The sequence below is a fragment of the Gammaproteobacteria bacterium genome (genome assembly GCA_041395725.1).
Lineage (GTDB): Bacteria > Pseudomonadota > Gammaproteobacteria > Pseudomonadales > Pseudohongiellaceae > NORP240.
In genome coordinates this window covers 1543998-1558822 of sequence record JAWKZW010000001.1, presented here as the reverse complement: position 1 = coordinate 1558822, position 14825 = coordinate 1543998, and the positions used below count along the sequence as shown (strand labels likewise).

Genomic DNA, 14825 nt, shown 5'->3' with positions numbered 1-14825 from the left:
TTAGGGAACCTCTGATTCCGCCCACTTTCCGGTCTGCTGGCCTTCCAGTTGCCGGCGTTCCAGCAGCACGAAGTGAACGGCCCCGGCCCGCTTCTTTTTAAGCATACGCCAGTTCTCCGGAACCAGATTCTCCAGCATTTCCTTATTCGACTCCAGATAAATAAGCGCCCTGTCTGTTAACAATCCTGACTGCTCAAGGGCCTCGCAGCAGACTTTTTCCAGCTCCGCCGCATAGGGTGGATCAATGAAAACGATACTGAATTTTGCGTCTTTTGCCGGTTTCGCCAGCCAGGCCAGTACGTCGGCGCAGATTACCGGCATCTGTGCTTCGCCCAGAAGGGCGAGGTTGTCCCGAATCGCTTTGGCAGCCTGGGGATTTTTTTCCAGGAACGTGACGCGCCGCGCTCCTCGGGAGAGAGCTTCGAGACCACAGGCGCCGCTACCTGCAAACAGGTCCAGGCACTCTTTCCCTGCAATCTCGTCCTGCAACCAATTGAACAGGGTCTCCCTGACCCGGTTAGCAGTTGGTCGCAGTTGATCGACAGCAGGGAAATTCAATTTGCGGCTGCGCCAGCGGCCTCCGATTATGCGCAGCCTGCCTGGCGGAGTATTCGCTTTCATAGTAACGGACCGGATCATTGAGCAGCGTGCAACCGGTGGTGGCGGCGGATCTCACCCCGGCCTGACCCGCAGACCGGCGCACCGGCTTCGCGGCTTTGCTTTGGATTGACAGGCCGGCGCGTACCGGTGGCCAGGCGCCTTGCCGGCGGGCCCGTCCGGAAGTCAGCGCATTGCTAATTAAAGGTTCCTTAACTCTAACCGTCTAACCCACCGGTGTATACCGCTTTGCCGTCCGCCTCGCTCGATGTAAACCGTGGCTGTCTAATGGTAGGATAACCGGTTCTCGTAACCTGGAGATACCAGCCGGTATCCCGCTAGACGGAAATAACTACTGATGTTTGGTTTTGGGAAGAAACAGGGCTCTGAGAATGAGACCACAGACAAGGACAAAGAGTCTTCAAGCACTGCAAAGTCACCGGAAAAAGGGTCTGAACAAGCCCAACCGGCCGGTTTTTTTGGCCGGCTGATTGCCGGACTGGGTAAAACCAGAGCGGCACTCAGTGCCGGCCTGGGCAGCCTGATCCTCGGTTCTGCCTCTATCGACGAGGACCTGCTGGAAGAAATCGAGACCCGTCTGCTGACCGCCGATGTCGGCATTGAAGCCACCGACCAGATCATCGACCACCTCAAACAGAAACTCAAGCGCAAGCAACTGGCCAATCCCGAGGATCTGCTGCAGGCGCTGAAGAGGGAACTGGTCAGCCTGCTGCGGCCAGTCGATCAGCCGTTGACAATCAGCGCACACAAACCGTTCGTCATCCTCGTCGTCGGTGTTAACGGGGTCGGTAAGACCACCACCATCGGCAAGCTATGCCGCTATCTGGAAGATCAGAAACTAAAACCAATCCTGGCGGCCGGTGACACCTTTCGCGCCGCCGCCGTGGAACAGCTTCAGGAATGGGGTGTTCGCAATAACGTGCCGGTAGTTTCACAGGCTACCGGCGCCGACAGCGCATCGGTAATTTTTGACGCTTATCAGTCTGCCAAAGCCCGTGGTGCGGATGTGCTGATCGCGGACACCGCAGGAAGGCTGCATACCAAAGACAACCTCATGCAGGAATTGGAAAAGATCGTCAGGGTACTGAAAAAGCAGGATGCTGATTTACCCCATGAAGTCCTCCTGGTGCTGGATGCTACCACCGGCCAGAACGCCCTCAATCAGGCGCGCAGTTTTCACAGGTCCGTTAATCTGTCCGGTGTCTGTCTTACCAAGCTGGACGGAACTGCCAAAGGAGGCATGGTTTTCGCCATCGCCAAAGAGCTTGGTCTGCCGATTCGATTTATCGGTGTCGGGGAAAAGATCGACGACTTACGCCCCTTTTCTGCCGAGCAGTTCGTAGAAGCCCTGTTTGCGGAATGATCCGGCTTGATGACGTCAGCAAACGCTATGAAGGCGGCAACGAAGCGCTGAGTCACATTTCATTCGAGCTGCAGAAGGGCGAGATGGCCTTTCTGACTGGACGCTCTGGAGCCGGTAAAAGTACCCTGCTCAAACTGATTACACGTATCGAGCAGCCCAGCCAGGGCCAGGTGTTTGTCGCAGGGCGGAATCTCAATCGCCTTTCACGATGGCAAATCCCCTATCACCGGCGTCAGATCGGCATGGTCTTTCAGGACCATCAACTGCTATTCGATCGCACGGTCTTCGAGAATGTGGCTCTACCCTTGAAAGTAAGTGGTTACTCCAGATACCAGATCGAGCGGCGGGTCAGAGCAGCGCTTGGTAAAGTCGGCCTGTCGGGTAAAGAAAAGTCTCTGCCTGAAGCCCTGTCAGGCGGAGAACAGCAGCGGGTAGGTATTGCCCGCGCCGTAGTAAATCGACCGGCCATACTGCTGGCCGACGAACCGACCGGCAATCTGGACCCTCTTCTGTCGCGTGAACTGTTTGCGTTGTTCGAGGCATTCAATCAGGTGGGGGTGTGTGTGCTGATCGCAAGCCACGATCTCGACCTGATTGCCAGTCGTGGCCGGCGGATCATTACCCTCGAACAGGGAAAGCTTGTACTCAAACGGGAGCAGGGTATCCATGGCTGAGAGACGCAAGCGTCATGCTCCGGTCAGAAAAGAAGTCAAAAAAGGTGCCAGAAAAGACCAGGCACCTGCAGGTAACGGGTTGCTCGCCAGTCACCTGGAGACGCTGGCAGACTGCCTGCGTAGATTGCTCAAGGCCCCCCTCACCAGCACGCTGACCGTATTTGTCATTGCCATAGCCCTTTTCCTGCCTGGCCTGTTTGGCCTGGTGGCGGAGAACCTGGCCGCACTGGGGACAAGGTTCCAGGAGAGCGCGAGCATTACCCTGTTTCTCATTGACAGTGTAAGCGAGGTAGAGGCCTTGCGACTCGGAGGCGAAATAGTCGCTTCTGAGAGTGTCGTGGCAGTGGATTACACGACCCGGGAACAGGCTCTGGCGGAATTCCGGCAACGATCCGGATTTGGAGGGATATTGACGGAACTGGGAAGCAACCCACTACCGGCATCACTGGCCGTGACCCCTGCCTCCAGTGCACTGGTCATGATTGAGAAACTGGCGGAAGAATTCGAAGCCTTGCCGCAGGTTGAAGCTGTGGCCGTCGACTTGCGCTGGATGCAGCGCTTGTCGGCAATACAGGCGACGCTGGAAAACCTCGCCCTGCTCATAAAAGTGGTCCTGGGGCTGGCGGTGATTTTTATCGTCGGCAACACCATACGGTCCAGCGTGGAACACCGCAAACAGGAAATAGAGGTTCTCAGGCTGGTGGGAGCCACGGCGGGGTATATCGCCAGGCCGTTTCTCTACAGCGGCCTTTTACTGGGTTTTTCAGGGGCCCTGCTGGCCTGTGTCATGCTTGTGATCTTCCAGCTGGCCCTCGGCGACACTATAGACAACTTATTGTCTTTATATGATTCAACCCTCCAGATCCGGACTCTGGCGCTGACTGACGCAATTGGCCTGTTGGTGTCAGGAAGCCTGCTCGGTTGCCTGGGAGCCGCTGTTTCCGCCGGAATTCGGCTGCTTTCCAACCCACCTTGAATCCAGCTCAAAAATTTCACGTTCAGCACCTTGAAACAATGTATGGCTGCCCCAACGTTTCGGTTGTTGGATGGAATTCGGACTGTATTGCATGACGATTCGCCGCGCAGGATTCGTAACAGCCTGTTTTTAAAGCACTTTTGCTACGTGGCGGCATGAAATAATGGGTGCTAAAATACGGTCTTATAGGGTAAGCAATATTTTCATCAGTTAAGGGATTCAGGAGAGTTATGGAAACGAGCAAAAGTTTGCAGGTTATGGACCCGATGGTACCGGGCCGTGATTTGACCGCTTACATCGCGTCTGTGAACAGTATTGCGGTTCTAACTCCCGAACAGGAAAAAGAGTTAGCAAACCAGTACTACTATGACGATAACGTGGATGCCGCCCGACAGCTGGTCCTTTCACACCTGCGCTTCGTGGTACATATGGCGAAATCCTACTCCGGTTACGGCCTGCCCCTGGGCGATCTCATTCAGGAAGGCAATGTCGGCCTTATGAAAGCGGTGAAACGCTTCAACCCGGAAGTCGGCGTGCGGTTGATCTCCTTTGCCGTCCATTGGATCAAGGCGGAGATGCACGAGTTTATTCTCAAGAACTGGCGGATTGTGAAAGTCGCCACTACCAAGTCCCAGCGCAAACTGTTCTTCAACCTCCGCAGTTCCAAGAAGCGGCTGGGGTGGCTGAACAACGAGGAAGCGGAAGCCGTTGCCAGAGATCTGGGTGTAGATGCCAAGGTGGTAAGGCAGATGGAAGGTCGCATGAGCGCCTTCGACACCTCCTTCGACGTGGAAGCTGATGCTGACGATGACGTGAGTTACCGTGCGCCGGTCAATTACCTGGAAGACCAGAATTCTGACCTGGCGGCCAGCCTGGAGGAGGCCGAGTGGGAAGAAGTGACCAACCGCAGCCTGCATCTGGCGCTGGGTGAGCTGGACGAGCGCAGTAAGGACATTCTTGCCAGCCGCTGGTTGAGCGACAAGAAAGCCACGTTGCATGATCTGGCCGACAAATACAACGTGTCGGCGGAGCGCATTAGACAGCTTGAGAAAAATGCCATGAACAAGGTCAAGGTGATGATGGAGGCCTGACCGGGTCTCACTCGGCGTTCAAAGACTCACTGGCAGTAGGGTGTTGAAGCGCTGGCCGTTTGATTCAGAGACGACCTGAAAGGCCGCCGGCAAAGGTGGCCTTTTTTGATGGTGTCGCTTCTGGTCTGACTCCGTGACTTTCTATGCAGGCTGCACCACTGACCCGGGCAGCTTGATTTGCCTTGCCCTAACAGCCACAATCCACCTCATGCCAAAACTTTTCCTTTTTCTCGCCGCGGCCAACGGTTTCCTCTCTGTCGCTTTAGGTGCTTTCGCTGCCCATGGCCTCAGTGCACGCCTGTCGGAGCAGATGCTTGCAACCTTCCAGACCGGCGTTCAATACCACATGTACCACACTCTGGCCCTGTTCGGTGTCGGCGTGTTGAGCCTCCACTACCCGGGGGCAACGTTGCTTCGATACAGCGGGTTTCTGTTCCTGGCGGGTACTCTGATCTTCTCCGGCAGCCTCTATATCCTCGCGCTGAGCGGAATACGCTGGCTAGGCGCTATCACTCCCATCGGCGGCGTGGCATTCCTGGCAGGCTGGGCGGCGCTGGCGTGGTTTGCCCTGTCGGAACCTCTTGCCTCCTGATGGGCTCCGCCATGGAAGTACTGGTTAACGGAAAAACTGTCAGCCTCCCGGAAGCAAGCAGCCTGGCGGCACTGATTAAAACACTCTCACTGCAGGACTCCCGGGTGGCGGTTGAAGTCAATCGCGACATCGTGCCACGCAGCCAATATGAATCAACCCACCTGAAAAATGGCGACCAGGTTGAAATCGTGCAGGCTATCGGCGGCGGCTGATCACACTGGCCGCTCTGCATTTCTTCTCTCACAGATCAGACACTTTTCTCACTATGACTCAAAAACAGGACACTCCACTGACAATAGCCGGCGTGACTTATCAATCACGCCTTATCATTGGCAGCGGCAAGTATAAAGACTTCGATGAAAACCTGGCGGCGCTGAAAACCAGCGGTGCGGAAATCATCACGGTGGCGATCCGACGCGTAAACCTGGGCCAGCATGCCGGTGAACCCAGCCTGCTGGAAGTAATCTCGCCCCGGGACTACACCATTCTGCCAAATACCGCCGGTTGCTATAACGCCGATGACGCAGTCCGTACCTGCCGCATGGCGCGTGAGTTACTGGACGGTCACAGGCTGGTGAAGCTGGAAGTGCTGGGTGACCAGAAAACGCTGTATCCCAATGTAACCGAAACTCTGGCCGCGGCCGAACAGCTGGTGGCAGACGGCTTCGATGTCATGGTTTACACCAGTGACGACCCTCTGGTGGCGAAACGCCTGGAGGAGATCGGCTGCGTTGCTGTCATGCCTCTGGGGGCCCCCATCGGGTCTGGTCTTGGCATCCGCAATCCTTACAACATCCGCATGATTCTGGAAAACGCCTCGGTTCCCATCATCGTGGATGCGGGAGTGGGAACTGCATCCGACGCTGCCATTGCCATGGAGCTGGGCTGCGACGGTGTGCTGATGAATACCGCCATTGCCGAAGCCGGTGACCCGATCCTGATGGCATCGGCAATGAACAAGGCTGTGCAATCGGGACGGGAAGCTTTCCTGGCCGGCAGGATGCCGCGACGTCTTTATGCCAGCGCCTCGTCTCCGATTGATGGCACCTTCTTTTAGCTTTCAGCCACCCGTTCCAGGCAAATCTCCAGCACTCGGTCCATTCACTTTCAGCGACGCTAGAGTTATTCCCGACATGAGCACATCAGAATGCGACAACGACCTGACCGGCAGTCTGCCTTCCGGTTCGGACAGGCGCCCGATCAGGAGTTACGTCATCCGCGGCGGTCGTCTGACCACCTCGCAGCAGAAAGCCCTGGAAACACTCTCAGCCGACTACGTGGTGGACTTCAGGCCCGAACCTCTGGATAAGGAATCTCTGTTCGGCAATGCCCACCCAGTGATCGTAGAGATCGGTTTTGGCATGGGAGACTCTTTGCTGGCCATGGCAAAAAACCATCCGGAGAGGAACTTCCTGGGGATCGAAGTGCACAAACCCGGCATCGGTAAGCTGCTGCTGGGTATAGCCAGTGACGACATTGCCAATATCCGGGTCATCAACCATGACGCCCGTGAGGTTATCGAGCGCTGTTTTGTCAATCAAAGCCTGGACGGCATCCAGATATTTTTCCCCGACCCCTGGCACAAGAAACGGCATAACAAGCGACGTCTCATCCAGGCGGGTTTCGTGGAACTGCTGGTCAGCCGGTTGAAAGCCGGGGGGAAGCTGCATCTGGCCACGGACTGGGAGCCCTATGCCGAGCAGATGCTGGAAGTGCTGGAAGCCAATCAGGCTCTGATCAACAGCGCCGGCCCGGGAAACTTTGCCACACCGGGTGACCGGCCGACGACAAAGTTTGAACAGCGTGGCAGGAAACTTGGCCACGGCGTCTGGGATCTTCACTTCACCCGCCGCCCGGACTAATCAGCGGGGCTACAGCCACAGACGATGCTCGTGAGCCTGCAGCCACTCCCGGTAATACTGGTAATCGGGGCATACCGACTCCACCAGTGCCCAGAACTCTGCCGAATGGTTCATATGCACCAGATGGCAGATCTCATGGGCAATCATGTAGTCAATAATCGAGTTGGGCGCCAGCATAATCAGCCAGTTAAACTGCACGACACCGGAGGATGTGCAGTGACCCCACTTGGTCTTGGTCTTGCGCAATTTGATCTCTTTAAGCCGTCGGCTGACGCGCAGGTAGCCAGCCAGTGCCCTGGCGCGGTCGGGCAGGTATCTGCTGGCTTTTTCCTGCAGATAATTCTCCACCTGCTCTCTGGCGCTGGCCGGCGTCAGCCCGGGACCCTGAATGATGAATTCGTCTCTGCTGATGACGATGCGCTGGCGCGGAGAGTCTGCAAAGACAATGCGCCGTTCCCTGGCCCGGTAGAAGATTTTTCGTCCGTGTTCAATCCGCAGCGACTCCCGATAGCGGCGGGACTCTTCACGCAACTTCTGTTCGATCCATGCCTGGTTTGACTCCAGGAATTTCAGAATCTGCCGCCGGCTGGTCCACAACGGACTGCGAACCTCCACCTTGCGGTGCCGAATATAGATAGCAAGACTTTTTCGTGACGAGCGGCTGATCTCACAATCGATGTGCTTAAGACGACTGGACCGATCACCAAAATTGAGAGGAATCACCTTCACTGTCATATTCTTCCACCCCATGTTAAGGAACCTGTCCGGCCGGCTTGCGTGCCACCAGGCTTGCAAAGTGCCGGGGCGGTGACGCCTCAAACCCTTCGACATCCAGTAAAATTTCCCAGTCCCGGAACCACTCTCTCAGCTCGGCAGGCTGCAGAAGAAACGTCGGGTTCCGAGGGCGACCCACGTTTGCCTGCGCCACGGTGAATGTCTCATAAAGCAACAACCCACCTTCCACCAGGCACTCTCTGAGAGCCGGAATCAGCGGACGATGCAGGTAATTGAACACCAGGATTGCGTCAAATTTTTTACCAGCCAGGGGCCGACTGTCAGGCTCCTCAAAATCAACTTGCCACAGCTTCGCCGACCTGTCCGAAGCGCCCAGCCTGGCAGCAACTTTTTCCAGAGCTGACGGCTCTATGTCGGCAAAGCAGACTGGAATATTATGCCCGGCAAGAAACAAACCATTGCGCCCGGAACCGCAGGCGAGATCCAGTACGCCATGGTTCCGCACCACTGCACGGATTTCTGGCAGGTACTGTTTGACCAGTCTGGCGGGAACTGAGTGCTCTGCTGCCATTGAAACCCGGGAACAAGAAATTTCTGACATGACACCCCGGCATGTGCTGCGCGGTTGCAACCGACCGCGACCCGGAGCGGATTTAATCCAGTGGTGGCACCGGGCCAGGCGCTTACCTTTGGGTTGGGTTAAGAAACGTGATTAATTACCACAACGCCCTGCGAGGCCTTCAGACCAACCTGCTGGGTGCGTCGCACTGCCCTGGCAGGCCCAGGCATGCCGGTGGCAATGCGCCCTGTCAGTGGACTTGTCAAAAGACCAGAGCATTGTGGTAATTAATCAGGTTCCTTAAAATAGTTTATCTCGCAGGATTGGACAAGCTGCGTTTATCACTGCCACGCACAATAATCCGGGCGACCGACATTGAGCTCCAAAAAAGATACCCTGTTTGCCTCCGATGCGGCGCCGACCAGCTTTGTTTTCGATGCCAAGGTGGCAGACGTTTTTGAAGATATGATAAACCGCTCAGTGCCCGGCTACGCCACGATTGTCTCCATGATCGGCCTGTTAGCCAGACAATATTGTCAACCGGATTCCAATGTCTATGATCTTGGCTGCTCACTGGGCGCGGCAACCCTGGCAATTCACAGTCAGGTTCCCCATCAGGATTTCCGGTTGATTGCTGTCGACAATTCACCGGCCATGGTGGAGCGCTGCCGAATGAATCTGCAACGCATGAATGGCAGTCAGACTGCTGTTGACCTGCGATGCGCCGATATCCTGGAGACGGAGATCTCTGCTGCTTCCGTGGTGGTTCTGAACTTTACTTTGCAGTTCATCGCACTGGAAGAGCGGGCCGCACTGATCGAAAGAATCTACCGTGGCATGTTGCCGGGAGGGATTCTGATACTGTCAGAAAAGATACGGTTTCCGAATTCCACACTCGATCAGTTGTTCATTGACGCCTACCACAGTTTCAAGCAGCGCATGGGCTACTCGGACCTTGAAATCAGCAAAAAGCGCTCAGCCCTGGAAAATGTCCTGATCCCCGAGGCAATCACAACCCACAAGGAACGCGCCCTGGCTGCCGGTTTCCAGACCGTGGATGTGTGGTTTCAGTGTTTCAATTTCGCCTCGCTGGTAGCCATCAAGTGAACCCTCCAAAGGATCCTTTCGGGCTGGCAGCGCTGCATGAGGCTGGCAGCGATTCACCGTTAGCCGAACTCCGCGCGATCACCGATCCCGCCTATATCGACACACTGAACCATGGAGACCTTCAGGACTGGCTGGCGGTCATCGAAAGTCTGCCGGACCTTCGACCCACCCATATCGAACTGAAGAACGGGGTCAGCGCAGGGCTTGCAGGTGTCACGGCAGAGCAGATCGAAACGCTTGAAACCCAGCTAAGAAAATTTATTCCCTGGCGCAAGGGACCGTTTGACCTGTTTGGTGTGTCGCTGGACACCGAGTGGGATTCCGGCATGAAGTGGGAACGGCTGGTCCCCCATCTGGATCCGCTGGCGGGAAAGCGGGTGCTGGACGTCGGTTGCGGTAACGGCTATCACTGCTGGCGTGCGCTGGGAGAGGGAGCCGATCTGGTGATTGGCCTGGAACCTTATCTACTGTATGTGATGCAGTTTCTAGCCGTCAGAAAATACCTGGCTGGCCTCCCCTGTCACCTGTTGCCGCTGCGCCTGGAACACTACCCCGGGCCGTTCCGGTTTTATGACACAGTTCTTTCCATGGGTGTCATCTACCATGTCAGATCGCCAATCGACCACCTGCTGCTGCTGAAGAACTGTGTAAAACCGGGAGGCCAGGTGGTACTGGAGACCCTGGTGGTGGAAGGTGAAGAGGGGTACAGCCTGACTCCCGCCAGCCGCTATGCGCGAATGTCCAACGTCTGGTTCATCCCCAGCGTACCCACCCTGCAACGCTGGATGCTGCGTTGCGGATTCACTGATGTCCGGCTGGTGGATCTGACTACAACCTCGGAGGCCGAACAGCGCAGTACCTCATGGATGCCCTTTCAGTCCCTGGCCGACGGGCTTGACCGGTCCGATTCATCCCGCACCGTAGAGGGCCTCCCGGCGCCCAGGCGCGCGATCATGGTTGGCAGGGTCGCGCCTTAGCTGCTTGTCAAACAGCGCTGCTATTTGCACGATCAGGGTCTGGAACAAAAAGTATAAAAGTGTAATTCCAGCCGTTGAATCAGCTGATTTATTGATCTATATTTTTCCAACGCGATTTATTCCTGCAAACCGCCATTGTTGTGTTGACCTGTAACCCTAATTACGATAACTATGTTAAGGAGTGCAGGGGGTCAACTGTAACCTGTTTAAGATTATGTGTAGGGTTTTTGGGAGTCACAGGGGGAATTCGAGGCTCCGACCACGCAGAACACCTGGTGGAAAAGCCCCATGCTTGGCGATTAAGCAGTCACCCGTATAACAATTAGATCGAACCCCCAGGCCCAGACTTCCCGGTTACCGCCGAAACGATAAAAACAACAATAACGAAAGAGTACAGGTACCTCACAATGGCCAGACCACTACGAATAGAATATCCCGACGCTGTTTACCACGTATCGAATTACGGTCTCGACAAACAACGCGTTTTCCCCTCCGATCGATATTTCGAGGCGTTCCTGTCCGGACTGGAAGAAACCTGCTCGCGGCTCAATGTGCAGGTACTGGCTTATTGCCTGCTTCGTGATCAGTATCATCTGGTCATCAAGACCCCGGAAGCCAATCTGTCCCGCTTCATGCGCCAGGTTGATGGCCTGTACACACAGCAGTATCAGCGGTTGAAAAAGGCCGAGGGATCCCTGTTCAAGGGGCGCTACAAGGCCGTGCTGGTGCAGGAAGATAAATTTCTTCTGCCCCTGACCCGCTACGTTCATTCCCTGGTGCGCTCCGGTGACATAAAGTCCTATCAATGGTCCAGCTACGCTGCTTACGTTGGCAAAGAGCTCCCCCCCGCCTGGCTGGTGCGTGATAACGCCCTGCGCCAGTTACCGGTAGCGGCCGCCAAGCGCCGCGCTGCCTATGGCGCGTATGTTGCCGAAGGCGTCGATGACGAGATGGCAAGGTTTTACGGTAAAAAGAACCTCGCTTCTGTTATGGGCGATGAGAAATTCAGGAAACAGGCCCAAAGGAAGCGCTCAACCACCAAGGTTCGGGGTGTTTCCCGGGGCGCTCACGCAAAATGGCGGCCATCCTGCAAAGATATCGTTAGCGAGGTGGCAAAGCAGTTCAAAGTTTCCGAGGAGAGTATTTACAAGGCTGCCCGAGGCCCCGGTTCCAAGAATGTACCGCGCTGGGTAGCGATGTACCTGTGTCAGGAGCTCTCCGCCGTCACGTTGCAGTCTATCGCAAGGCTGTTCAAATTGAAGCGTTACGGTACGGTTTCCACCACCGTGGGTAAACTCAAGAAAGAGTTTGACGCGGACCCGAAGTTAAAAGCCTCTGCGGAGCGGCTGGCCAAACGACTGGCCAAAGGCAAGTAACGGCGGGCGGAATACAGAGCGCCAGAGGCCGATCGCCTGCGGTTAAGCCAGAGGCCGATCGCCTGCGGTTAAAAAGCAGGCACTAAAAAGCCGGAATTCCCGTCGGGATTCCGGCTTTTTCTGGCAACCCGAAACCGTTACTTGATCTTGGATTCCTTGTAGATCACGTGCTTGCGAACAACCGGGTCGTATTTCTTGATTTCCATCTTATCCGGCATGTTCCGCTTGTTTTTATCGGTGGTGTAGTAATGCCCTGTTCCAGCGCTTGAAACCAGCTTAATCTTGTCACGCATCGCAAGTTACCTGTTAATTTCCTGAAGATTGGTTTAAACCCGCACACCCTTATCGCGCAGACTGGCCAGCACGGTGTCGATCCCCTGCTTGTCGATAATACGCATACCCTTGCTGGATACGCGCAGTTTGACAAAGCGCTTCTCTGACTCTACCCAGAAACGATGGGTATGGAGATTGGGACAAAAACGCCGCCGCGTTCTTCGGTTGGCGTGAGAAACATTGTTACCGGTGACCGGTTTCTTGCCAGTTACCATGCATACCCTGGACATGAACTACCCTCGATTCTTGACGTTTCTTGACCACGGCACTGTTTACCGTGTCTTGACTAAAGTCTTTACTAGAATGACCACTTCATTGTCAGTATTACCTGCCCTGACGTCACAGTCGGACCCCGTGTGTTGCAAAAATTCGGGTTTTGCCGGACCTGGCCAAAAAAGAGCTGCGTTTTATACCAGAATCCCGATGCCTTAGCAATAATAGACTTACAGTAATCCGCGTTCGGCAAACGATACGACTTCCGGGTCACCGACGACAAAATGGTCCAGAACCCTGACATCTATGGTCCCCAGGGCACTCTGGAGCTTTCGGGTAATAGCAATATCAGCCTGGCTGGGTTCGGCGATTCCCGAGGGGTGATTATGGGCAAAGATCACCGCAGCCGCATTATGATGCAGACACTGCTTGACGACTTCCCGCGGATACACCGCTGCGCCGTCGATAGTGCCGCTGAACATCTCCTCGACTTTGACAATATAATGCTGATTATTCAGAAAGATACAACAGAAGCTTTCCCGTTTATGGGACTTGAACCGGGCCCTCAGGTAGTCCCTGGTGGATTTGGAACTCGAGAGCAGTTCACCCTGTGGCAGGTTTTCCAGCATCTGCCGCCGACTCAGCTCCAACGCCGCCTGCAGCACGGCATACTTTTCGGGACCCAACCCGTCCAGGCTGCAGAATTCGGCGAGCTCGTGGGCGAACAGCCGGGTCAGACTGCCCGTTTGGGTCAATAAAATTCTGGCCAGATCCAGCGCCGTCCGGCCTCTTGAGCCGGAACGCAGGCAAACGGCAAGTAATTCGGCATCGCTGAGACTGCCTGGGCCATTGGCGATCAGTCGCTCTCTGGGCCGCTCCTGGGCGGGCCACTCAGATATTGCCATTTCGGTTTTTCCTCCATTTGCGGCAATTCAAGCATAGACCGGCGGCGGAAAAGTGCCACTATTGCGCAGGCTTCTACTCTCAACCGGCTCCTTTCAACTGTCCTGCCGACAGGGCTGCCGGGCAAATTGCCAAGCCCCGGACTTGCTGATAGGCTTTCCGGCCTGCTCACCAATTCAGGAATTCAGGCCCCGCCTCAAGCCACCATGCAAAGCCTATCCAACAAACGCATTCTGTTAGGGATAACCGGTGGTATTGCCGCCTACAAGTGTGCCGAACTGACCAGGCTGTTGATAAAAGCCGGCGCCACGGTGCAAGTGGTTATGACCAGGGCGGCAACGGAGTTCGTGACCCCGCTGACCATGCAGGCACTATCCGGTAACCGGGTCCATCTGGACCTGTTGGATCCTGAGGCAGAGGCCTCCATGGGCCACATCGAACTGGCTCGCTGGGCTGACCTGGTCCTGGTCGCCCCGGCCAGCGCCGATTTTATCTCCCGTCTGGCCACTGGTCGCGCTGACGATCTGTTGACAACCCTGATACTGGCCTGCACGGCCCCGTTGGCAGTGGCACCGGCTATGAATCAGGCGATGTGGGCGGACGCAGGCACTGGCGCCAACATCGCCCTGTTGCGACAACGGGGCGTTTATCTGTTCGGTCCGGCAGAGGGGGAGCAGGCCTGTGGCGATGTGGGACCGGGCCGGCTGCTGGAACCGGAGCAGTTGCTGGAAGCCTGTGCGTCACTGTTCAAGCCTGGCCTGCTGAGTGGCAGAAAGCTGCTGATCACGGCGGGGCCAACCCGGGAAGCGATCGACCCGGTGCGTTTTATCAGCAATCACAGCTCCGGCAAGATGGGCTATGCCCTTGCCGCAGAGGCTGCTGCAGCCGGTGCCCGGGTAATGCTGGTCAGCGGTCCCACCTGCCTGCCCTGTCCAGACCGGGTCGAACGTATAGACGTACAGTCCGCCAACGAGATGCTTGAAGCCTGTCTGACCCGTATTCAGCAGGCGGATATCTTTATCGGTGTAGCCGCGGTGGCAGACTATCGCCCTGAGCAGGTGAGCGGGGAGAAAATCAAGAAAAACGCCGGGACCATGGAACTCAGACTGGTTAAGAATCCCGACATTATCAGCGCCGTAGCGTCCCTGCCGGACCGGCCTTTCACGGTCGGCTTCGCGGCGGAGACCAGTAATGTCGTCGAGAACGGCCGCGCCAAGTTACAGAACAAGAAACTGGACCTGTTGTTTGCCAACCAGGCGACCGATACATTCAACAGGGATTCTGTCGCGGCGACGGCGATCTTTGCCGAGGGTCAGAGCGATATGGGACCAGGCAACAAACACCAGGTCGCCCGACAGATGCTGAAGTTGATAGCGGAGCGCGCTCCGCAGAGCAAGGGATCCACCGATCAGCCTGCCGCCAGGCAAGTGCGTTAGACAGTAATCA

General features: G+C 56.0%; 17 protein-coding genes and 1 pseudogene. 12 read left to right on the top strand and 6 right to left on the bottom strand.

Annotation, left to right across the window (positions count from 1 at the left end; genetic code table 11):
* Entirely contained in the window at nt 1–621 is a 621-nt protein-coding gene (rsmD, locus tag R3F50_06890; protein MEZ5490030.1) for a 16S rRNA (guanine(966)-N(2))-methyltransferase RsmD, read from the bottom strand.
* A 448-nt stretch (nt 622–1069) separates the two neighbouring features.
* Here rsmD and ftsY point away from each other — a divergent pair.
* From ftsY to trmB, 8 genes and pseudogenes are all read left to right on the top strand, one after another.
* A pseudogene (gene ftsY, locus R3F50_06885) lies at nt 1070–1981 on the top strand (signal recognition particle-docking protein FtsY).
* Nucleotides 1978–2655 (top strand): cell division ATP-binding protein FtsE, encoded by a 678-nt coding sequence (gene ftsE, locus R3F50_06880; protein MEZ5490029.1) that lies wholly within the window; start codon nt 1978–1980, stop codon nt 2653–2655. Before ftsY ends, ftsE begins: the two are co-directional and overlap by 4 nt.
* Nucleotides 2648–3631, top strand: a complete 984-nt coding sequence (gene ftsX, locus R3F50_06875) for a permease-like cell division protein FtsX (GenBank protein MEZ5490028.1) — start codon at nt 2648–2650, stop codon at nt 3629–3631. The genes ftsE and ftsX overlap by 8 nt, the downstream gene beginning before the upstream one ends.
* A 230-nt stretch (nt 3632–3861) precedes the next feature.
* Nucleotides 3862–4722, top strand: coding sequence for an RNA polymerase sigma factor RpoH (gene rpoH, locus R3F50_06870; protein MEZ5490027.1), 861 nt, complete (start codon nt 3862–3864; stop codon nt 4720–4722).
* Nucleotides 4723–4930: 208 nt separating this feature from the next.
* Nucleotides 4931–5314 (top strand): DUF423 domain-containing protein, encoded by a 384-nt coding sequence (locus R3F50_06865; GenBank protein MEZ5490026.1) that lies wholly within the window; start codon nt 4931–4933, stop codon nt 5312–5314.
* A gap of 11 nt (nt 5315–5325) precedes the next feature.
* Nucleotides 5326–5526: a sulfur carrier protein ThiS gene (gene thiS, locus R3F50_06860; protein MEZ5490025.1), complete on the top strand. Its 201-nt coding sequence runs from the start codon at nt 5326–5328 to the stop codon at nt 5524–5526.
* Between the two features lie 53 nt (nt 5527–5579).
* Nucleotides 5580–6371 (top strand): thiazole synthase, encoded by a 792-nt coding sequence (locus tag R3F50_06855; GenBank protein ID MEZ5490024.1) that lies wholly within the window; start codon nt 5580–5582, stop codon nt 6369–6371.
* Between the two features lie 76 nt (nt 6372–6447).
* On the top strand, nt 6448–7176 hold the full coding sequence (gene trmB, locus R3F50_06850) for a tRNA (guanosine(46)-N7)-methyltransferase TrmB (protein MEZ5490023.1): 729 nt from the start codon (nt 6448–6450) through the stop codon (nt 7174–7176).
* Between the two features lie 9 nt (nt 7177–7185).
* Here trmB and R3F50_06845 read toward each other — a convergent pair whose 3' ends face one another.
* Together R3F50_06845 and R3F50_06840 are read right to left on the bottom strand one after the other, a co-directional pair.
* Nucleotides 7186–7926, bottom strand: coding sequence for a SprT family zinc-dependent metalloprotease (locus tag R3F50_06845; GenBank protein ID MEZ5490022.1), 741 nt, complete (start codon nt 7924–7926; stop codon nt 7186–7188).
* 1 nt (nt 7927) lies between these two features.
* Nucleotides 7928–8512 carry a methyltransferase domain-containing protein gene (locus tag R3F50_06840; protein ID MEZ5490021.1) on the bottom strand — a complete coding sequence of 195 codons (585 nt, stop codon included), beginning with the start codon at nt 8510–8512 and terminating at the stop codon, nt 7928–7930.
* 333 nt (nt 8513–8845) lie between these two features.
* On the opposite strand from R3F50_06840, the gene cmoA reads away from it, so the two are divergent.
* The 3 genes from cmoA to R3F50_06825 all read left to right on the top strand — a co-directional run bounded on the left by cmoA (nt 8846) and on the right by R3F50_06825 (nt 11930).
* A complete protein-coding gene (gene cmoA, locus R3F50_06835) occupies nt 8846–9577 on the top strand; it encodes a carboxy-S-adenosyl-L-methionine synthase CmoA (GenBank protein ID MEZ5490020.1) in 732 nt (243 codons plus the stop codon).
* 23 nt (nt 9578–9600) lie between these two features.
* Nucleotides 9601–10554, top strand: a complete 954-nt coding sequence (cmoB, locus tag R3F50_06830; protein ID MEZ5490019.1) for a tRNA 5-methoxyuridine(34)/uridine 5-oxyacetic acid(34) synthase CmoB — start codon at nt 9601–9603, stop codon at nt 10552–10554.
* Between the two features lie 407 nt (nt 10555–10961).
* Nucleotides 10962–11930, top strand: a complete 969-nt coding sequence (locus R3F50_06825) for a helix-turn-helix domain-containing protein (protein ID MEZ5490018.1) — start codon at nt 10962–10964, stop codon at nt 11928–11930.
* A gap of 137 nt (nt 11931–12067) precedes the next feature.
* On the opposite strand, the gene rpmG is transcribed toward R3F50_06825, so the two are convergent.
* The 3 genes from rpmG to radC form a co-directional block, all read right to left on the bottom strand.
* Nucleotides 12068–12223 carry a 50S ribosomal protein L33 gene (gene rpmG, locus R3F50_06820; protein ID MEZ5490017.1) on the bottom strand — a complete coding sequence of 52 codons (156 nt, stop codon included), beginning with the start codon at nt 12221–12223 and terminating at the stop codon, nt 12068–12070.
* Between the two features lie 33 nt (nt 12224–12256).
* Nucleotides 12257–12493, bottom strand: a complete 237-nt coding sequence (rpmB, locus tag R3F50_06815) for a 50S ribosomal protein L28 (GenBank protein ID MEZ5490016.1) — start codon at nt 12491–12493, stop codon at nt 12257–12259.
* A 213-nt stretch (nt 12494–12706) separates the two neighbouring features.
* Nucleotides 12707–13381 carry a DNA repair protein RadC gene (gene radC, locus R3F50_06810; GenBank protein ID MEZ5490015.1) on the bottom strand — a complete coding sequence of 225 codons (675 nt, stop codon included), beginning with the start codon at nt 13379–13381 and terminating at the stop codon, nt 12707–12709.
* 204 nt (nt 13382–13585) lie between these two features.
* Between radC and coaBC the strand changes: the two genes are divergently transcribed.
* A complete protein-coding gene (coaBC, locus tag R3F50_06805; GenBank protein ID MEZ5490014.1) occupies nt 13586–14815 on the top strand; it encodes a bifunctional phosphopantothenoylcysteine decarboxylase/phosphopantothenate--cysteine ligase CoaBC in 1230 nt (409 codons plus the stop codon).
* Nucleotides 14816–14825: the final 10 nt, after the last annotated feature.

Bases quoted from the DNA above. Each gene is read 5' to 3' on its own strand.
- coaBC (MEZ5490014.1), top strand. From the start codon at position 13,586: ATGCAAAGCCTATCCAACAAACGCATTCTGTTAGGGATAACCGGTGGT.
- rpoH (MEZ5490027.1), top strand. From the start codon at position 3,862: ATGGAAACGAGCAAAAGTTTGCAGGTTATGGACCCGATGGTACCGGGC.
- rpmG (MEZ5490017.1), bottom strand. From the start codon at position 12,223: ATGCGTGACAAGATTAAGCTGGTTTCAAGCGCTGGAACAGGGCATTAC.
- radC (MEZ5490015.1), bottom strand. From the start codon at position 13,381: ATGGCAATATCTGAGTGGCCCGCCCAGGAGCGGCCCAGAGAGCGACTG.
- R3F50_06845 (MEZ5490022.1), bottom strand. From the start codon at position 7,926: ATGGGGTGGAAGAATATGACAGTGAAGGTGATTCCTCTCAATTTTGGT.
- R3F50_06855 (MEZ5490024.1), top strand. From the start codon at position 5,580: ATGACTCAAAAACAGGACACTCCACTGACAATAGCCGGCGTGACTTAT.
- ftsX (MEZ5490028.1), top strand. From the start codon at position 2,648: ATGGCTGAGAGACGCAAGCGTCATGCTCCGGTCAGAAAAGAAGTCAAA.
- trmB (MEZ5490023.1), top strand. From the start codon at position 6,448: ATGAGCACATCAGAATGCGACAACGACCTGACCGGCAGTCTGCCTTCC.
- rpmB (MEZ5490016.1), bottom strand. From the start codon at position 12,493: ATGTCCAGGGTATGCATGGTAACTGGCAAGAAACCGGTCACCGGTAAC.
- thiS (MEZ5490025.1), top strand. From the start codon at position 5,326: ATGGAAGTACTGGTTAACGGAAAAACTGTCAGCCTCCCGGAAGCAAGC.
- R3F50_06825 (MEZ5490018.1), top strand. From the start codon at position 10,962: ATGGCCAGACCACTACGAATAGAATATCCCGACGCTGTTTACCACGTA.
- R3F50_06865 (MEZ5490026.1), top strand. From the start codon at position 4,931: ATGCCAAAACTTTTCCTTTTTCTCGCCGCGGCCAACGGTTTCCTCTCT.
- rsmD (MEZ5490030.1), bottom strand. From the start codon at position 621: ATGAAAGCGAATACTCCGCCAGGCAGGCTGCGCATAATCGGAGGCCGC.
- R3F50_06840 (MEZ5490021.1), bottom strand. From the start codon at position 8,512: ATGTCAGAAATTTCTTGTTCCCGGGTTTCAATGGCAGCAGAGCACTCA.
- ftsE (MEZ5490029.1), top strand. From the start codon at position 1,978: ATGATCCGGCTTGATGACGTCAGCAAACGCTATGAAGGCGGCAACGAA.